This is a genomic window from Gordonia mangrovi (assembly GCF_024734075.1).
In the GTDB taxonomy this organism is placed as follows: Bacteria; Actinomycetota; Actinomycetes; order Mycobacteriales; family Mycobacteriaceae; genus Gordonia; species Gordonia mangrovi.
In genome coordinates this window covers 446,938-460,946 of record NZ_CP102850.1, presented here as the reverse complement: position 1 = coordinate 460,946, position 14,009 = coordinate 446,938, and the positions used below count along the sequence as shown (strand labels likewise).

General features: G+C 66.4%; 14 protein-coding genes and 2 tRNA genes. 11 read left to right on the top strand and 5 right to left on the bottom strand.

The genetic code is table 11. From position 1 onward, the window contains the following. Window positions 1-124: 124 nt before the first annotated feature. Together NWF22_RS02260 and NWF22_RS02255 are read right to left on the bottom strand one after the other, a co-directional pair. A complete protein-coding gene (locus NWF22_RS02260) occupies window positions 125-412 on the bottom strand; it encodes a hypothetical protein (RefSeq protein ID WP_160900821.1) in 288 nt (95 codons plus the stop codon). Between the two features lie 88 nt (window positions 413-500). Beyond that, window positions 501-794 carry a hypothetical protein gene (locus tag NWF22_RS02255; protein ID WP_160900822.1) on the bottom strand — a complete coding sequence of 98 codons (294 nt, stop codon included), beginning with the start codon at window positions 792-794 and terminating at the stop codon, window positions 501-503. A 300-nt stretch (window positions 795-1,094) separates the two neighbouring features. Here NWF22_RS02255 and NWF22_RS02250 point away from each other — a divergent pair. Continuing rightward, window positions 1,095-1,171, top strand: a tRNA-Met gene (locus tag NWF22_RS02250). Between the two features lie 186 nt (window positions 1,172-1,357). Continuing rightward, window positions 1,358-1,434 (top strand) — tRNA-Met (locus NWF22_RS02245). Window positions 1,435-1,506: 72 nt separating this feature from the next. Here NWF22_RS02245 and NWF22_RS02240 read toward each other — a convergent pair. The 3 genes from NWF22_RS02240 to NWF22_RS02230 all read right to left on the bottom strand — a co-directional run bounded on the left by NWF22_RS02240 (window position 1,507) and on the right by NWF22_RS02230 (window position 3,019). Continuing rightward, entirely contained in the window at window positions 1,507-1,782 is a 276-nt protein-coding gene (locus NWF22_RS02240) for a hypothetical protein (protein WP_160900823.1), read from the bottom strand. Window positions 1,783-2,027: 245 nt separating this feature from the next. Continuing rightward, window positions 2,028-2,714 (bottom strand): SRPBCC family protein, encoded by a 687-nt coding sequence (locus NWF22_RS02235; protein WP_202398170.1) that lies wholly within the window; start codon window positions 2,712-2,714, stop codon window positions 2,028-2,030. Window positions 2,715-2,734: 20 nt separating this feature from the next. Next, window positions 2,735-3,019 (bottom strand): hypothetical protein, encoded by a 285-nt coding sequence (locus NWF22_RS02230; RefSeq protein ID WP_160900824.1) that lies wholly within the window; start codon window positions 3,017-3,019, stop codon window positions 2,735-2,737. On the opposite strand from NWF22_RS02230, the gene NWF22_RS02225 reads away from it, so the two are divergent. The 9 genes from NWF22_RS02225 to NWF22_RS02185 all read left to right on the top strand — a co-directional run bounded on the left by NWF22_RS02225 (window position 3,018) and on the right by NWF22_RS02185 (window position 14,000). Beyond that, window positions 3,018-4,256 carry a bifunctional alpha/beta hydrolase/OsmC family protein gene (locus tag NWF22_RS02225; protein WP_160900825.1) on the top strand — a complete coding sequence of 413 codons (1,239 nt, stop codon included), beginning with the start codon at window positions 3,018-3,020 and terminating at the stop codon, window positions 4,254-4,256. The genes NWF22_RS02230 and NWF22_RS02225 overlap by 2 nt on opposite strands. Before the next feature lie 56 nt (window positions 4,257-4,312). Further along, the gene (locus NWF22_RS02220; RefSeq protein WP_160901416.1) at window positions 4,313-4,924 is read left to right on the top strand and encodes an MSMEG_1061 family FMN-dependent PPOX-type flavoprotein; all 612 of its coding nucleotides are present in this window, start codon (window positions 4,313-4,315) and stop codon (window positions 4,922-4,924) included. A 180-nt stretch (window positions 4,925-5,104) separates the two neighbouring features. Then, entirely contained in the window at window positions 5,105-6,985 is a 1,881-nt protein-coding gene (locus tag NWF22_RS02215; RefSeq protein WP_160900826.1) for a propionyl-CoA synthetase, read from the top strand. A gap of 308 nt (window positions 6,986-7,293) precedes the next feature. After that, window positions 7,294-8,580: an ABC transporter substrate-binding protein gene (locus NWF22_RS02210; RefSeq protein WP_160900827.1), complete on the top strand. Its 1,287-nt coding sequence runs from the start codon at window positions 7,294-7,296 to the stop codon at window positions 8,578-8,580. A gap of 4 nt (window positions 8,581-8,584) precedes the next feature. Beyond that, on the top strand, window positions 8,585-9,604 hold the full coding sequence (locus tag NWF22_RS02205) for a carbohydrate ABC transporter permease (protein ID WP_160900828.1): 1,020 nt from the start codon (window positions 8,585-8,587) through the stop codon (window positions 9,602-9,604). Next, window positions 9,601-10,431 (top strand): carbohydrate ABC transporter permease, encoded by an 831-nt coding sequence (locus NWF22_RS02200; RefSeq protein ID WP_160900829.1) that lies wholly within the window; start codon window positions 9,601-9,603, stop codon window positions 10,429-10,431. The genes NWF22_RS02205 and NWF22_RS02200 overlap by 4 nt, the downstream gene beginning before the upstream one ends. Further along, the gene (locus NWF22_RS02195; protein ID WP_160900830.1) at window positions 10,428-11,879 is read left to right on the top strand and encodes a GH1 family beta-glucosidase; all 1,452 of its coding nucleotides are present in this window, start codon (window positions 10,428-10,430) and stop codon (window positions 11,877-11,879) included. Before NWF22_RS02200 ends, NWF22_RS02195 begins: the two co-directional genes overlap by 4 nt. Beyond that, window positions 11,876-12,901 (top strand): LacI family DNA-binding transcriptional regulator, encoded by a 1,026-nt coding sequence (locus NWF22_RS02190; RefSeq protein ID WP_160900831.1) that lies wholly within the window; start codon window positions 11,876-11,878, stop codon window positions 12,899-12,901. Before NWF22_RS02195 ends, NWF22_RS02190 begins: the two co-directional genes overlap by 4 nt. 31 nt (window positions 12,902-12,932) lie before the next feature. Continuing rightward, the gene (locus tag NWF22_RS02185) at window positions 12,933-14,000 is read left to right on the top strand and encodes an ABC transporter ATP-binding protein (RefSeq protein ID WP_160900832.1); all 1,068 of its coding nucleotides are present in this window, start codon (window positions 12,933-12,935) and stop codon (window positions 13,998-14,000) included. Window positions 14,001-14,009 lie beyond the last annotated feature (9 nt).

Here is a 14,009-nt window from a genome sequence, read left to right as displayed (position 1 = left end):
CGTGAGCGATGCTCACGCGGGCCAGTTCGGTTGACGGGGGTCGTCGACTGGCGGCGGGAACCGAGTCCGACCGCGGGAAACCGAGTCGGACCGCGTCAGCACGCGGACTTGCGGGACGCGCCAATCACCTGCGATAGCGCTGCCGGTACCGGCCGAGCTCGGCTTCGGTGTTGTCCGGCAGTACCGGGCTGTGATGGTGGGTGTGCGTGAGGGTCATGAAGATGGCGGTCGCGCCCGCGAACGCGCCGATCATCAACAGACCGAACACGATGGCCGGGGCGACATGGCCGCCGGCCATCGACACCAACCACAGCGCGGCGCTGGCGAAGCCGCCGAGCACCAGTAGATATCCGAGAACGCTCATCGGATGATTGCCGTGGCTCTCGTGGTGGGGCAGGTGATGAGATGCCATCGTTCCTCCTCGGTCGATCTGAGCGGTAGCCGTGAGGCCAGGATACCGTGCTGTGATATTTATCACATCGACGAAGATATTTTGGCTGTCACCGACCGTGTTCTGCGAGGTAGCGCTGCTTCTCGGCATCGCTGTCATCCGGGATCAGCGGGCTGTGCCCGAGACGCCGGGCCAGCGTGGCGTAGATGGCGCCGGCGCCGATGAGAGACGCCGCACCGGCGATTGCCGCGACCACCGCGCCACCCGTGTTGCCCTCGGCGGAGAACGTCAGCGCCAACCCGAGTGCCGGGATGATGAGCAACACCAGGAGATGGGCAACGATGCTCATCGGGTGACGATGCTCGGTGGTGCTGTGGGTGTTGCCCGAGGCGAGGCTGGTCACGGTCGGTTCTCCTTTGCTGACTCATGCCATGTGGTCCGGTCCTCACGATGCGCCCGTGGGGCAGCGTCTATCAGGGGCTTTGGGCCCAGAGCGGGTGGGTCCTCGGATGCCGGTCCGGTGGTGGCCGACCCGGGTCGATAGGGCCGTGCCGCGGTGCCGAGGATTCGGCCGATGAGCGAAGTGCTCTGTGTCAAGTGTCCTGTGTCACAGCGCAATTCGAGCGCGTCTGTGGCCCGGCGGATGGCCACCGGGGGCGATTTGCACCGGCCGCATACCGGTGTGTAACGTGGTGTTCACCAACGCGGGGTGGAGCAGCTCGGTAGCTCGCTGGGCTCATAACCCAGAGGTCGCAGGTTCAAATCCTGTCCCCGCTACCACGTCGAGAACCCCACCCGGGTACGCCCGGGTGGGGTTCTTGCTCGTTCGGTGGCACTCTCGCTCCCTCTGGCCGCCATCGATGGGCGCGAGCGGGAGTGCAACGACGGGGCTGGCAGCGTTGGTATCCGCTGGTGGGGGAGGCGATTTCGTGTCGCACCGGCGAATGTGTACAGTGGTGTCCGCAGCGCGGGGTGGAGCAGCTCGGTAGCTCGCTGGGCTCATAACCCAGAGGTCGCAGGTTCAAATCCTGTCCCCGCTACCACATCGGGAAGGCCCCGGAAGCCATGCTTCCGGGGCCTTCCGTTATCTGGGGATCATCCCGGCTGCGGGCCCGTCAGTCCCGGTAGTCGTGAAGGTAGTGGCCGACCTCGCCGGTGGTGTTCTCGGGAACCAGTGGGTCGTGGTGCATCTTCTTGGTCATCACGGTGAGAATCGCCGCCGCGGCCACGAAGAAGCCGAGCGCCGCGACACCGGTCGCCAGTGCGCCGGCCGTCGTCTCGGCGAGCAGGACGATCCATATGCCGCCCAGGGCGAAGCCGAGGAGCATGAACAGATAACCGAGTACTGCGACCTCGTGAAAACCGTGGTCGGTGTGATGGAGGGTGAACATCGCCGTCATCTCCTTCGTGAGACTTCCTTCCGCTCCACTTCCGACTATACCCCTATGGGTATATGCCGAAGCTGTTCTGTGCGACACAACAGCGGGAGGTGCTCTGTGCCAGAAAGGCGTTCGCGCTACCGTTGCGCACCAACGCGAGCCGGCGGAGAACTCGCACCTGGACTACCGACACGGTGAACGCCACGCCCGACGTCAGTGATCTCGGGAGCGACCTCGGCCGGTAGCGACAGCCGGAATCACGAATTGCCGGGAGACCAGGTAGGCCATGCGCCGGCCGGCACTCGTCGCGCCGCCGAGGTCGTCGCGGTCTTGGATCGCCACCCACCACAGTCCGAGCAGGGGGAAGTTCGTCGCGGCGACGACGCCGTAGAACGCGGACTGATCCATGTGCTGACGATAGTCGCCTCGCTGTTCGGTGCGTGGCATCGTGTGCACTGCTCACCACAGGTTTCTGCCGTTATGGCCGTTCCGTGGCCTCGACTCAGTCGGTCCGCTCGAGCGCCGCTTTTGATCCGACGCAGGTCCTTGGTGTTGGCGCGGCGCATCGCAGCGCCCAGGAACGGGGCGACGACGGCTCCGAAGCCCGTCGGCGCCCCGCGGTTGCGCAGCGACATTCGTGTGGAGTCCGGCGCCACCGGCTCCCACTCGTAGATGGTCTCCATCTCGAACGGCCCGTCACTGGTGCGCATGACGAAGCGCCGGTCGGCCACCAGCTCGACCACGTCGTAGGTGTACTCGAGTCGGCGGCCGAGGAAGTGCGCGACGAAGGCGATCCTCGACCCGACCGCCAGCGGCGGCGCGGTGAGCAGTCGGGACGATTCGATGTTGGCGTACCACCGTGTGGCGTTCGCCGGGTCCCGGGCAAAAGCCGCGACCGTGTGGACCGGCCGGCGAATGGTGATGTGAGTGGTGACGTCGACCATTGCGCACCTGCCGTACGAACTCATCGAATGATCTGCCCACCATGGTCGCAGGCCGTGACGTGGTTCAGGCGCGGATCGCCGCAACCGAGTAGACGCCGGCGTCGGGGCAGGTGCACCTCCACCTGAGAACTGTCGACGCCGGCGGCACGGAGGATCTCCTCGACAGCGCCGATCACCTCCTGCGCGCCGACGGACCCGCCCGGCCGCAGCTCCTGACGCACATCGACGACTTTCTGACCTGATGGGAGCCCGGTGCCGTCGGTGGCACTGTGCGGCCCGAACCGGACGGGCAGGATGGAGGTCATGACTCGGACCGAGCGCTTCACCTTCACCGGATCCACGGGCACGCAACTGGCCGCCCGGCTCGACCGACCGGAGGACGATCCCCGCGCCTATGCATTGTTCGCACACTGCTTCACCTGTTCGAAGGATGTGATGGCCGCATCCCGGATCAGTCGACGTCTGGTGGAGCGTGGTTTCGGGGTGCTGCGGTTCGACTTCACCGGCCTGGGGGCCAGCGACGGGGAGTTCGCCAACACCACGTTCACCTCCAACGTCGAAGACCTCGTCCTCGCGTCAGAGGCGCTCGGCGCCCGACACGCGGCGCCGCGGCTGCTGATCGGACACAGTTTCGGTGGTGCCGCCGCGTTGGCCGCGGCCCCGCGTCTGCCCGACATCACCGCCGTCGTCACGATCGCCGCGCCGTTCGACCCGGGGCAGATCCGGCACGTCTTCTCCGACGACGCGCTGCGGCAGATCCGCGAGCAGGGCAAGGCGGAAGTGACCCTGGCCGGGCGGACCTTCACGGTGGGTGCCGAGCTGCTCGCCGACGCCGACGAACAACACCTCGAGGCCACGTTGCCCGACCTCGGCCGCGCATTGTTGGTGATGCATGCGCCCCTCGACAAGGTTGTCGACATCGACAACGCCCGACGGATCTACACCGCGGCGCGGCATCCGAAGAGCTTCGTCGCCCTCGACGGCGCCGACCACCTGCTCAGCAAGCACGCGGACGCCGAATATGCCGCCGACGTATTGGCCGCGTGGGCGTCGCGCTACCTCCCCGAGGTTCAGGCGCCGGAGTCCGAATCACCACCCGGCGGGAGCGTGCTCGTCGAGGAGTCCGATCGCGGACACCTCACCCAGAGCATCCAGGCCGGCCGGCATTTCTGGGTCGCCGACGAACCCCTCGGCGTGGGTGACGACCTCGGACCGACTCCCTACGACCTGTTGTTGGCCGCGGTGGGCACGTGTACGTCGATGACGTTGCGGATGTATGCCGACCGCAAGAACCTGCCGCTCGACCATGTCTCTGTGCAGCTGCGGCACCGCCGCAGCCACGCCGAGGACTGTGCCGACGCCCAGGGTCGACCCTGCCGGATCGAACACATCGACCGGGAGATCCGCCTGACCGGTCCGCTCGACGACGATCAGACCAGGCGCCTGGGGGAGATCGCCGACCGGTGCCCGGTGCACCGGACCGTCACCGGACAGCTCGAGGTGAAGACCAACGTCACCAGAAAGGACTCGACGACACCGTAGCGCGGTCGATCGACGCCGCCTTTGAGGTCCGTCACCAGGGTGCGACCATGGTGAATGTGCAGATAACCAGCGAGCAGCAGTTGCGCGAGATCGTCGGGCACCCGCACCAGAAGGTGATCGACAAGGTGCGTCCCACGCTGCATCAGGTACACGTGTCGTGGCTGGCGGCCTGTCCGATGGTCTTCCTGGCCACCGCCGACGCGTCCGGACGGATGGACGTCTCTCCGAAGGGCGACCCGGCCGGCAAGATCGTGCACGTCATCGACTCCCACCGCGTCGCGATCCCCGAACGGCCCGGCAACCGCCGCATCGACGGCTACCTCAACGTCCTGCAGAATCCACACGTGGGTCTGGTCGCGTTGATCCCCGGCCGGGGAGACACGCTGCGCATCAACGGGGCCGCCCGCATCGTCGACGACGGCGACTACTTCGATGCCCTGGCAGTCAAGCAGATCCGGCCGCTGCTGGCGCTGGAAGTCGACGTCGAGGAGGTGTTCTTTCACTGCGCCAAGGCGTTCCTCCGCTCCGACCTGTGGCGTCCGGAGACCTGGGAACCCGATGCGCTGCCGAGCACGGCCAAGATCACCAAAGCGCTGATGCCGGAACTGGACGAGACCGAACTCGAGAAAGCCTATGCCGAGCCCGAGTTCCGGAAGTGGCTGTATTGAATCCGAGATCGAATCCGAGCCCCGGGGTCTGCCCAGGCGGCGGCGACCTTTCGGCGCAGCGTGCCGACCGCTGAGCGCGCAGTCGCTGAACCAACGCCGTGGCAACGGTCACATCGATAACCTCGAAGCGGAACCGCGCACCCCGCGTGCGCTGGACGAGCAGAGAGGGATGACACGGCTATGGGGCGATACAGCGACGCGTTCGCAGCTGCGCGAGACGACCGGGAGACGTTCTGGCTCGATGCCGCCGGCGCCGTCGACTGGGTGAGTGCTCCGACTCATGCCCTCGACGATGCCGACGCGCCGCTGTACCGATGGTTCCCGGATGCCACGCTGAACACGTCCTACAACGCGCTCGACCGGCATGTCGACGCAGGTCACGGCGATCGCACCGCCCTGATCTGGGATTCGGCGATGGTGGGGGAGGTGCGGACATTCACCTACGCCGAGTTGCTCGACGAGGTGTCGCGCTTCGCCGGCGTGCTGTCGGCCGCCGACGTATCGGCAGGTGACCGGGTGGTGATCTACATGCCGATGATCCCGGAGGCTGCGATCGCGATGCTCGCCTGTGCCCGCATCGGTGCGGTGCACTCGGTGGTGTTCGGCGGCTTCGCCGCGCCGGAACTCGCGACCCGCATCGACGACGCCGAACCGGTGGCCATCGTGACCGCGTCCGGGGGCCTCGAGCCCGGGCGGACCGTCGAGTACCTGCCGATGGTGGAAAAGGCCGTCGAACTCGCTGCCTCACCTCCGGCGACGGTGATCGTGAAGGATCGCGACGAGATCACCGGAAGCGCGGCCGACCACGCCGGCTGGTTGGACTGGGACGCCGAGATGGCCGATGCCGCGCCGGCGGGTCCGACCACAGTGGCGGCGACCGACCCGCTCTACATCCTCTACACCTCGGGCACCACCGGAAAGCCGAAAGGCGTGGTCCGCGACAACGGCGGACACGCGGTCGCGCTGACCTGGTCGATGCGCAACATCTACGACATCGGCGCCGGCGATGTGTGGTGGACCGCGTCGGATGTCGGCTGGGTCGTCGGCCACTCCTACATCGTGTACGGACCGCTGCTGGTCGGCGCGACGACCGTCATGTACGAGGGCAAACCGGTGGGCACTCCCGACGCCGGCGCGTTCTGGCGGGTCGTCGCCGACCACAAGGTCGCTGCGCTGTTCACCGCGCCGACCGCGATCCGGGCCATTCGCAAGGCCGACCCGGACGCCCTCGAACTCGGAAAGTACGACACGTCCACGCTGCGTACGTTGTTCGCCGCGGGTGAGCGTCTGGACCCGGACACCTTCGAATGGGCCGGCGCCACACTCGGTGTGCCGGTGGTCGATCACTGGTGGCAGACCGAGACCGGCTGGGCGATCGCCGCGAATCTCCGTGGGCTGGAACCCATGCCGATCAAGGCGGGCTCGCCGACGGTGCCGGTTCCCGGGTACCACGTCGGCATCGTCGACGCCGAGGGAAAGCAGCTCGGTCCGGGGGAGGAGGGCAACATCGTCATCGAGTTGCCCCTGCCGCCGGGAACACTTGCCGGCCTGTGGCGCGACGAGGAGCGCTACCGGAAGTCCTATCTCTCCGCATTCGACGGCTACTACCTGACCGGCGACTCCGGGTACGTCGATGCCGACGGTTATGTCGTCGTCCTGGGCCGCTCCGACGACGTGATCAACGTTGCCGGACACCGGTTGTCGACAGGCAGCATCGAGGCGGTCGTCGCGTCGCACCCGGCGGTGGCGGAGTGTGCGGTGATCGGCATCCACGACGACCTGAAGGGGCAACGGCCGAGCGGTTACGTGGTCCTCAAGGCCGGTGCCGACATCGAGGCCGACACGCTCCGTGGCGAATTGGTGGCGCTGGTCCGCAATGAGATCGGTGCCGTCGCGACGTTCCGCGACGTGACCGTGGTGCCCGCGCTGCCCAAGACCCGCTCGGGCAAGATCCTGCGCAAGACGATGCGGCAGATCGCCGACCACGAGGAGTACACCGTGCCGTCGACGATCGAGGATCCCGACGTGCTGGCAGACCTGGCCAAGCAACTCGGCGGCTGAGCGCCGACGCTGACGGCGCCTGCCAGGTGCCTGCCACGGTACCCGCAGACCTAGTGCTCCCACCCCGGTCAGGGACCGCACGGGGCCGGCCCCACGAATGAGTGGGCCGGCCTTTGGCCGTTCTGAACGCCCGACCATGGAAGCGCTCCCACATCCGCTGACCGTGATCTTCTCGGGGGTTGACATCCGGTTGTGATGTACACCATAGTGATTGTGCAGCGGGAGTGGAAGCGCTCTCACAACCAGGAGGGCGGACGACATCGTCCGGTCCTGACAGTCACCAACCCGTCGGTCAGAGGAGCAATCACGTGCAACGGAAATCCAAGCTGCGGTCCCGGACAGCGGCGCTCGGCGCGACCGCGGTCGTCGTCGGTGGCCTGATTGCCGCCTGTGGGGGTGGGGATCAGGGGCAGTCGACGCTCGGCAAGGATGACACCCTGACCATCACCACGTTCGGCGATTTCGGCTATGCGGACGCAATCGATCAGTGGAATTCGGACCCGGACAGTCCGTTCCAGGTCGAGGAGACGCGCATCTCGCAGTGGGACACCTGGAAGCAGACGCTCACCTCGAACCTGCAGGCCGGCACCGGACTCACCGACATCGTCGCCATCGAGGGGGATGCGATGCCGCAATTCCTCACCGATGGTGCGTCGGAGCAATTCGTCGACCTCACCGATCCATCCCTCGACGACCGATGGGTGTCGTACAAATACGAGGACGGTCAGACGGCCGACGGCAAGCAGATCGGATACCCGACCGACGCCGGACCGGAAGCCATCTGCTACCGAGCCGACCTGTTCCGTCAGGCAGGGTTCCCATCCGATCGGGACTCGGTTGCGCAAATGTTCGGGACCTGGGACAGCTACTTCGATTACGGAGAGCAATTCGTCCAGCAGGTGCCCACGTCGAAGTGGTACGACTCCAGCGGATCGATCGCCCAGGCGATGCTCAACCAGGTCGAGTATCCATTCCAGACCAGCGACAACGACGTCGACGTCGACAACCCGGGTCTCAAGGATGTGTACACGACGGTCGCCGAGTACTCGCCGACCCTGTCGACGCGTGCCGTGCAGTGGAGTGATGACTGGAAGTCCAACTTCACCAACAACGGCTTCGCGACGATGCCGTGTCCGGGGTGGATGTTCGCCAACATCAAGGAGTCTGCGCCCTCGGTGACCGGATGGGACATCGCCAACGTGTTCCCCGGAGGGGGCGGCAACTGGGGTGGATCGTTCCTCGCGGTGCCCGTCCAGTCTCAGCATCACGAGCAGGCACAGCAATTCGCCAACTGGCTCACCGACACCCAGCAACAGGTGAGTGCGTTCAACGTCGCCGGCGCCTATCCCGCGAACCTGGCCGCCGAGGAGCAACTGAGCGCGACCAACACGCCTGATCCGTATTTCTCCGATGCGCCGACGTCGCAGATCCTCGCTGATCGTGCGCAAGCGGTGCCGGTGGGTGTTCCCTACAAGGGTGACAAGTACTCCGACATCTTGGGTCTGCTGCAATCGGCCATCCAGCGCGTGGACGAAGGTCAGTCACCTGAGGCGTCCTGGCAGACCTTCACCCAGGCCGTCGGAAATCTGGATTGATGACATGACTGTGCTCCCCAACGAGATTCGACGTCCCGCCGGGGGCGCGGAGGGCCCGGCCTCGGCTCCAAGCCCCTCCGGCCGATCCGGCCGATCGTCGAAGATCACTCGCCGGCAACGTCTCACCCGCCTCGACCGGTCGGTCTCTCCCTATCTGTACATCCTCCCGTTCTTCCTGGTGTTCGCCGTGATCGGGCTGTACCCCATGCTGTACACGGGGTACCTCTCGTTTTTCTCCTGGCCGCGGTTCGCGGCCGAACACGGGAGCGCGGTGGGGTTCGACAACTATCGCCACGTGTTGACCGACCCGGTGTTCCACAAGGCGCTGGTGAACACGATCGGCATCTTCGCGCTGTCGTCGATCCCGCAGATCGTCATCGCGACGATCATCGCCGCACTGCTCGACACCGGCTTGCGCGGCAGGTCGTGGTGGCGGATGAGCGTACTCATCCCGTTTGTGGTCGCACCGGCCGCTGTCGCGCTGATCTTCGGCTCGCTGTTCGCCGACAAGTCGGGTCTGGTGAACGATGTGCTGACCGGTGTCGGGTTGCCGGCGGTGTCCTGGCACGGTGACCGGATGGCCAGTTGGACTGCGATCGCCACGATGATCAACTGGCGCTGGACCGGCTACAACACACTCATCCTGCTGGCCGCCATGCAGGCCATACCTCGTGATCTGTACGAGGCCGCCTCGATCGATGGTGCCGGCAGCGTCCGGAAGTTCGTGCACGTCACCCTGCCCTCGATCCGGGCGACGATGATCTTCGTCATCGTCACCTCGACGATCGGTGGGCTGCAGATCTTCACCGAACCAAGACTTTTCGACACCAACCTGCAGCATCAGGGGGGCGCGAACCATGAGTATCTGACGCTTGCGATGTACGTGTTCAACACCGCCAACAGTGCGACCGACCCGTATCCTCGTGCAGCGTCGGCGGCCTGGCTGCTGTTCGGGTTGATCGTGGCGTTCGCGCTGGTGAACTTCTTCATCACCCGTGCCGTGCACAGGAGGTCCGCACGATGACCCGCCGTCCCGGATTTCTCGTCTACGGTCTGCTCGGAGCCTTTGTGCTCGGTTCGGTGTTCCCGCTCTACTGGTCGTTCGTCATCGGCTCGGTGACGTCGCAACGTGCCGCCGAGACACCGCCGCCGCTGTATCCCGGCGGGCATTTCCTGGAGAACGCCCAACGCGTCTTCACCCGCATCGACTTCTGGTCGGCGCTGGCCAACTCGATCATCGTCTCCGCGGTTGCGGCCGTCTCGGTGGTGGCGTTCTGCACCCTCGCGGGCTACTCGTTCGCCAAACTGAGCTTCCGCGGCAGCAACGCCCTGATGGTGTTCGTGGTGCTCACCATGGCCATCCCGCCGCAACTCGCGCTCATCCCGATGCTCAAGGAGTTCAGCAATCTCGGGTTGACCGGCACCCGCCTCGCGGTGGTGTTGCCATGGTTGGTCACCGCCTTCGGCGTGTTCTTCATGCGGCAGTACCTCAGCACCGCGATCCCCGATGAACTCATGGACGCCGCCCGCGTCGACGGGTGCTCCATGCTGCGCACGTTCTGGACGGTCGCCGTCCCGGCGGCCCGTCCCGCGATGGCGATCCTCGCACTGTTCACCTTCATGCAGGCGTGGACCGATTTCATGTGGCCGTTGCTGATCTTGCAGGGTTCGGATGTTCAGACCCTGCAGACCGCGCTCGACCAGCTGAAGATCGCGCCGGGACAGGGACTGAGCGACATGGCGTTACTGCAAGCCGGCACCATCCTGGCGACGGTGCCGCTGCTACTCCTGTTCATCGCGACCGGACGCCACCTGGTGACCGGCATCATGCAAGGGGCCGTCAAAGGATGACCACGACACTGCACTTTCCCGACGGGTTCCTCTGGGGCTCGGCCACCGCGTCCTACCAGATCGAGGGCGCCCACGACATCGACGGTCGCACACCGTCGATCTGGGACACGTTCACGCGCGTCCCCGGAGCAATCCTGAACGGCGACAACGGCGACGTGGCCTGCGACCACTACCACCGGATGCCCGCCGACATCGCCCTGTGCACGCAGCTCAATCTGAATGCCTACCGTTTCTCGGTGGCATGGCCACGCGTGCGGCCCGATGCGGGGCCGGCGAACCAGAAGGGACTCGACTTCTATGCCCGCCTGGCCGACGAACTGCTCGACGTCGGCATCACCCCGTGGTTGACCCTGTACCACTGGGATCTGCCGCAGGTTCTCGAGGACGCCGGAGGGTGGACCAACCGTGACACCGCCTACCGCTTCGTCGACTACGCCTTGACGGTGTTCGACGCCCTGGCGGACCGGGTGGATCACTGGACCACCCTCAACGAACCGTGGTGCTCGGCGTTCCTCGGCTACACCAGTGGCCAGCACGCGCCCGGCCGACAAGAGGGCGTGGCCGGCCTCGTGGCCGCCCACCACCTGATGCTGGGTCACGGTCTGGTCGTCGACGAACTCCGCCGGCGCGGTGCGACACCGGACAACGGCAAGCAGGTGGGGATCACGCTGAACCTCACGGTTCCCACACCCATCAACCCAGGCGACCCCGACGACCTCGACGCGGCACGTCGGCTCGACGCCTTCAGCAACCGGGTCTTCTGCGACCCGCTGTTCGCCGGCCGCTATCCCGACGACATCGCCGCTGATGTATCAGGGCTGACCTTTCAGGGCAGGCCATGGACCGACGCGATTGCCGACGGCGACCTCGAGGTCATCGCACAACCCATCGACGCCCTGGGGGTGAACTTCTACCACGGAGACGGCGCAAGTGCCTCTGCCCGCACCGATCTGCTCGGCGACGAGGTGTTGACACCCCCTCGGGCCGCATCGCCGGCCCAACCGGACGGACGACGTATCACCTTCCCGCGGAGGGGGTTGCCCGTCACCGGCATGGGATGGGAGGTGCAGCCCGCGGCGCTGACCGAGTTGCTGCTGCGGCTGCGCGACGAGTACGCGGTGCCGCCGATCTACATCACCGAGAACGGGGCGGCGTACCCGGACGTGGTGACGCCCGATGGTGCGGTGCACGATGAGCAACGCAGGTCGTTCATCGATCTGCACGTTCGTGCCCTGCATGACGCCATCGCCCGCGGCGTGGACGTTCGGGGGTACTTCGTGTGGACGCTGCTCGACAACTTCGAGTGGGCATGGGGTTACTCGCAGCGCTTCGGCATCGTCCATGTCGACTACGCGACGCAGCAGCGGACACCCAAGGACAGTGCGTTGTGGTTTGCCGGCGTGGCCGCCGCGAACGCGTTGCCCGAGAGCCGGGGAGGCGACACATGACCGGCGCCGAATCGCGTGACGCGTCACCCACGCTCGATGAGGTGGCACGGTTGGCCGGTGTGAGCCGAGCAACTGCTTCCCGTGCAGTCAACGGTGGCAGCCGGGTGAGTCCGCGCGCCCAGCAGGCGGTTGCCGAGGCCGTGCACCGGCTCGGCTACACACCCAACCAGGCCGCGCGGTCTCTGGTGACCAGGCGAACGCAGTCCGTGGCGCTGGTGGTCCCCGAACCCGACGAGCGAGTCTTCGCCGACCCGTTCTTCGCCCGAACCGTGCACATCGTCACGCGGGAGCTCTCCGCACACGATTACCAGGTGGTCCTGTTGCTCGCGGGCGGGGACGACCAGGAGTCGCGCATGTTGCGGTTCCTGGGCAACAGGCAGGTCGACGGTGCCATCGTCGTCTCCCACCACCGTGGCGACAGCCTGCCCGACCACCTGTCCGATCTCGGACTGCCGAGCGCGTTCATCGGCCGTCCGTGGAGCAACAGCGACCGGCTCTCGTGGGTGGACACCGACAACGTGGCGGGCGGCCTCGAGGCCACTCGGCTGCTCATCGACCGGGGGTGTCGCCGTATCGCGACCATCGCCGGACCGACCGACATGACTGCTGGCGTCGATCGCCTCGACGGATGGAAACAGGCGATGCAATCGGCGGGACGCCGCCCCGACGCCATCGGGTACGGCGACTTCACTCCGGAGGGCGGAGCGTATGCGTGTCGTCAGCTGCTCGAGGCTCATCCTGACCTCGACGGCATCGTCGTCGCATCGGATCTGATGGCGGTCGGCGCGATGGAGGTCCTGGCCGCCGCCGGTAAGCAGATCCCGCGCGACATCGCGATCACCGGCGCCGACGACCTCGGAGTCGCCGAACGCACCGACCCGCCGCTGACCACCTTGCGCAACCCATTGTCGGAGATGGCGGCCGAGGCGGTCACCTTGCTGCTCGGCCAGCTCGACGGCGGCTCGGCCGCACCCCGTCGAGTCGTCTTCGCCCCTACCTTGATCCGCCGGGCCTCCGCGTGAGACCGGCCCGAAACCGACTGGAGCACATCACATGGCCACCGTTACCTTCGAGAACGTCCGACGTAGCTATCCCGGTAGTGACCGGCCCGCGGTCGACCGCCTCGACCTCGACATCGCAGACGGCGAACTGTTGGTACTCGTCGGACCCTCCGGCTGCGGGAAGTCGACCACCCTGCGCATGCTCGCCGGACTCGACGACAACGACGACGGCCGCATCTTCATCGGCGACCGCGATGTCACTTCTGTACCGCCCAAGGACCGCGATATCGCGATGGTCTTCCAGAACTACGCGCTGTACCCGCACATGACGGTTGCCGAGAACATGGGGTTCGCACTGCGTCTGGCGAAGATCGGCAAGGCCGAGCGGGCGAGTCGGGTGGCCCGGGCGGCGGAGATGCTGGATCTGACCGCGTACCTCGACCGCAAACCCAAGGCGTTGTCCGGCGGACAACGGCAGCGGGTCGCGATGGGCCGGGCCATCGTTCGCTCACCCCAGGTGTTCTGCATGGACGAACCGTTGTCCAACCTGGACGCGAAGATGCGGGTACGTACCCGCACCGACATTGCGGCGCTACAGGCCGAGCTCGGCGTCACCACGGTGTACGTCACGCATGACCAGGTCGAGGCGATGACGCTCGGCTCCCGGGTGGCGGTGATGCGGGACGGGGTGATCCAGCAGGTCGACACACCGCTGGCCCTCTACGACCGCCCCGCCAACGAGTTCGTGGCAGGATTCATCGGCTCGCCGCAGATGAATCTGCTGCCGGGAGTCGCAACCGACGGCGGAGTTCGCCTCGCGGATGACGTGATACCGCTACGGACGGGGGTACGCGGGCCGGTCACCGTGGGGATCCGGCCCGAGGACTGGACGGTAACGAGCGACCCGTCGCGCGGACTCGGCGCACAGGTGACGCTTGTCGAAAAGCTCGGGTCCGACAGTTACGTGTACGCCGCCACCGAGATCGACGGACGTCGGCAGACCGTGGTGGTCCGTGCGCCCGCTCGCGGGACCACCGCCACAGGGGACCTCATCCGACTCACCGCCGACCCCGAACGAGTGCACCTCTTCGACTCGGTGACGGGTCGGCGAGTCGACTGAGCTTGTCGG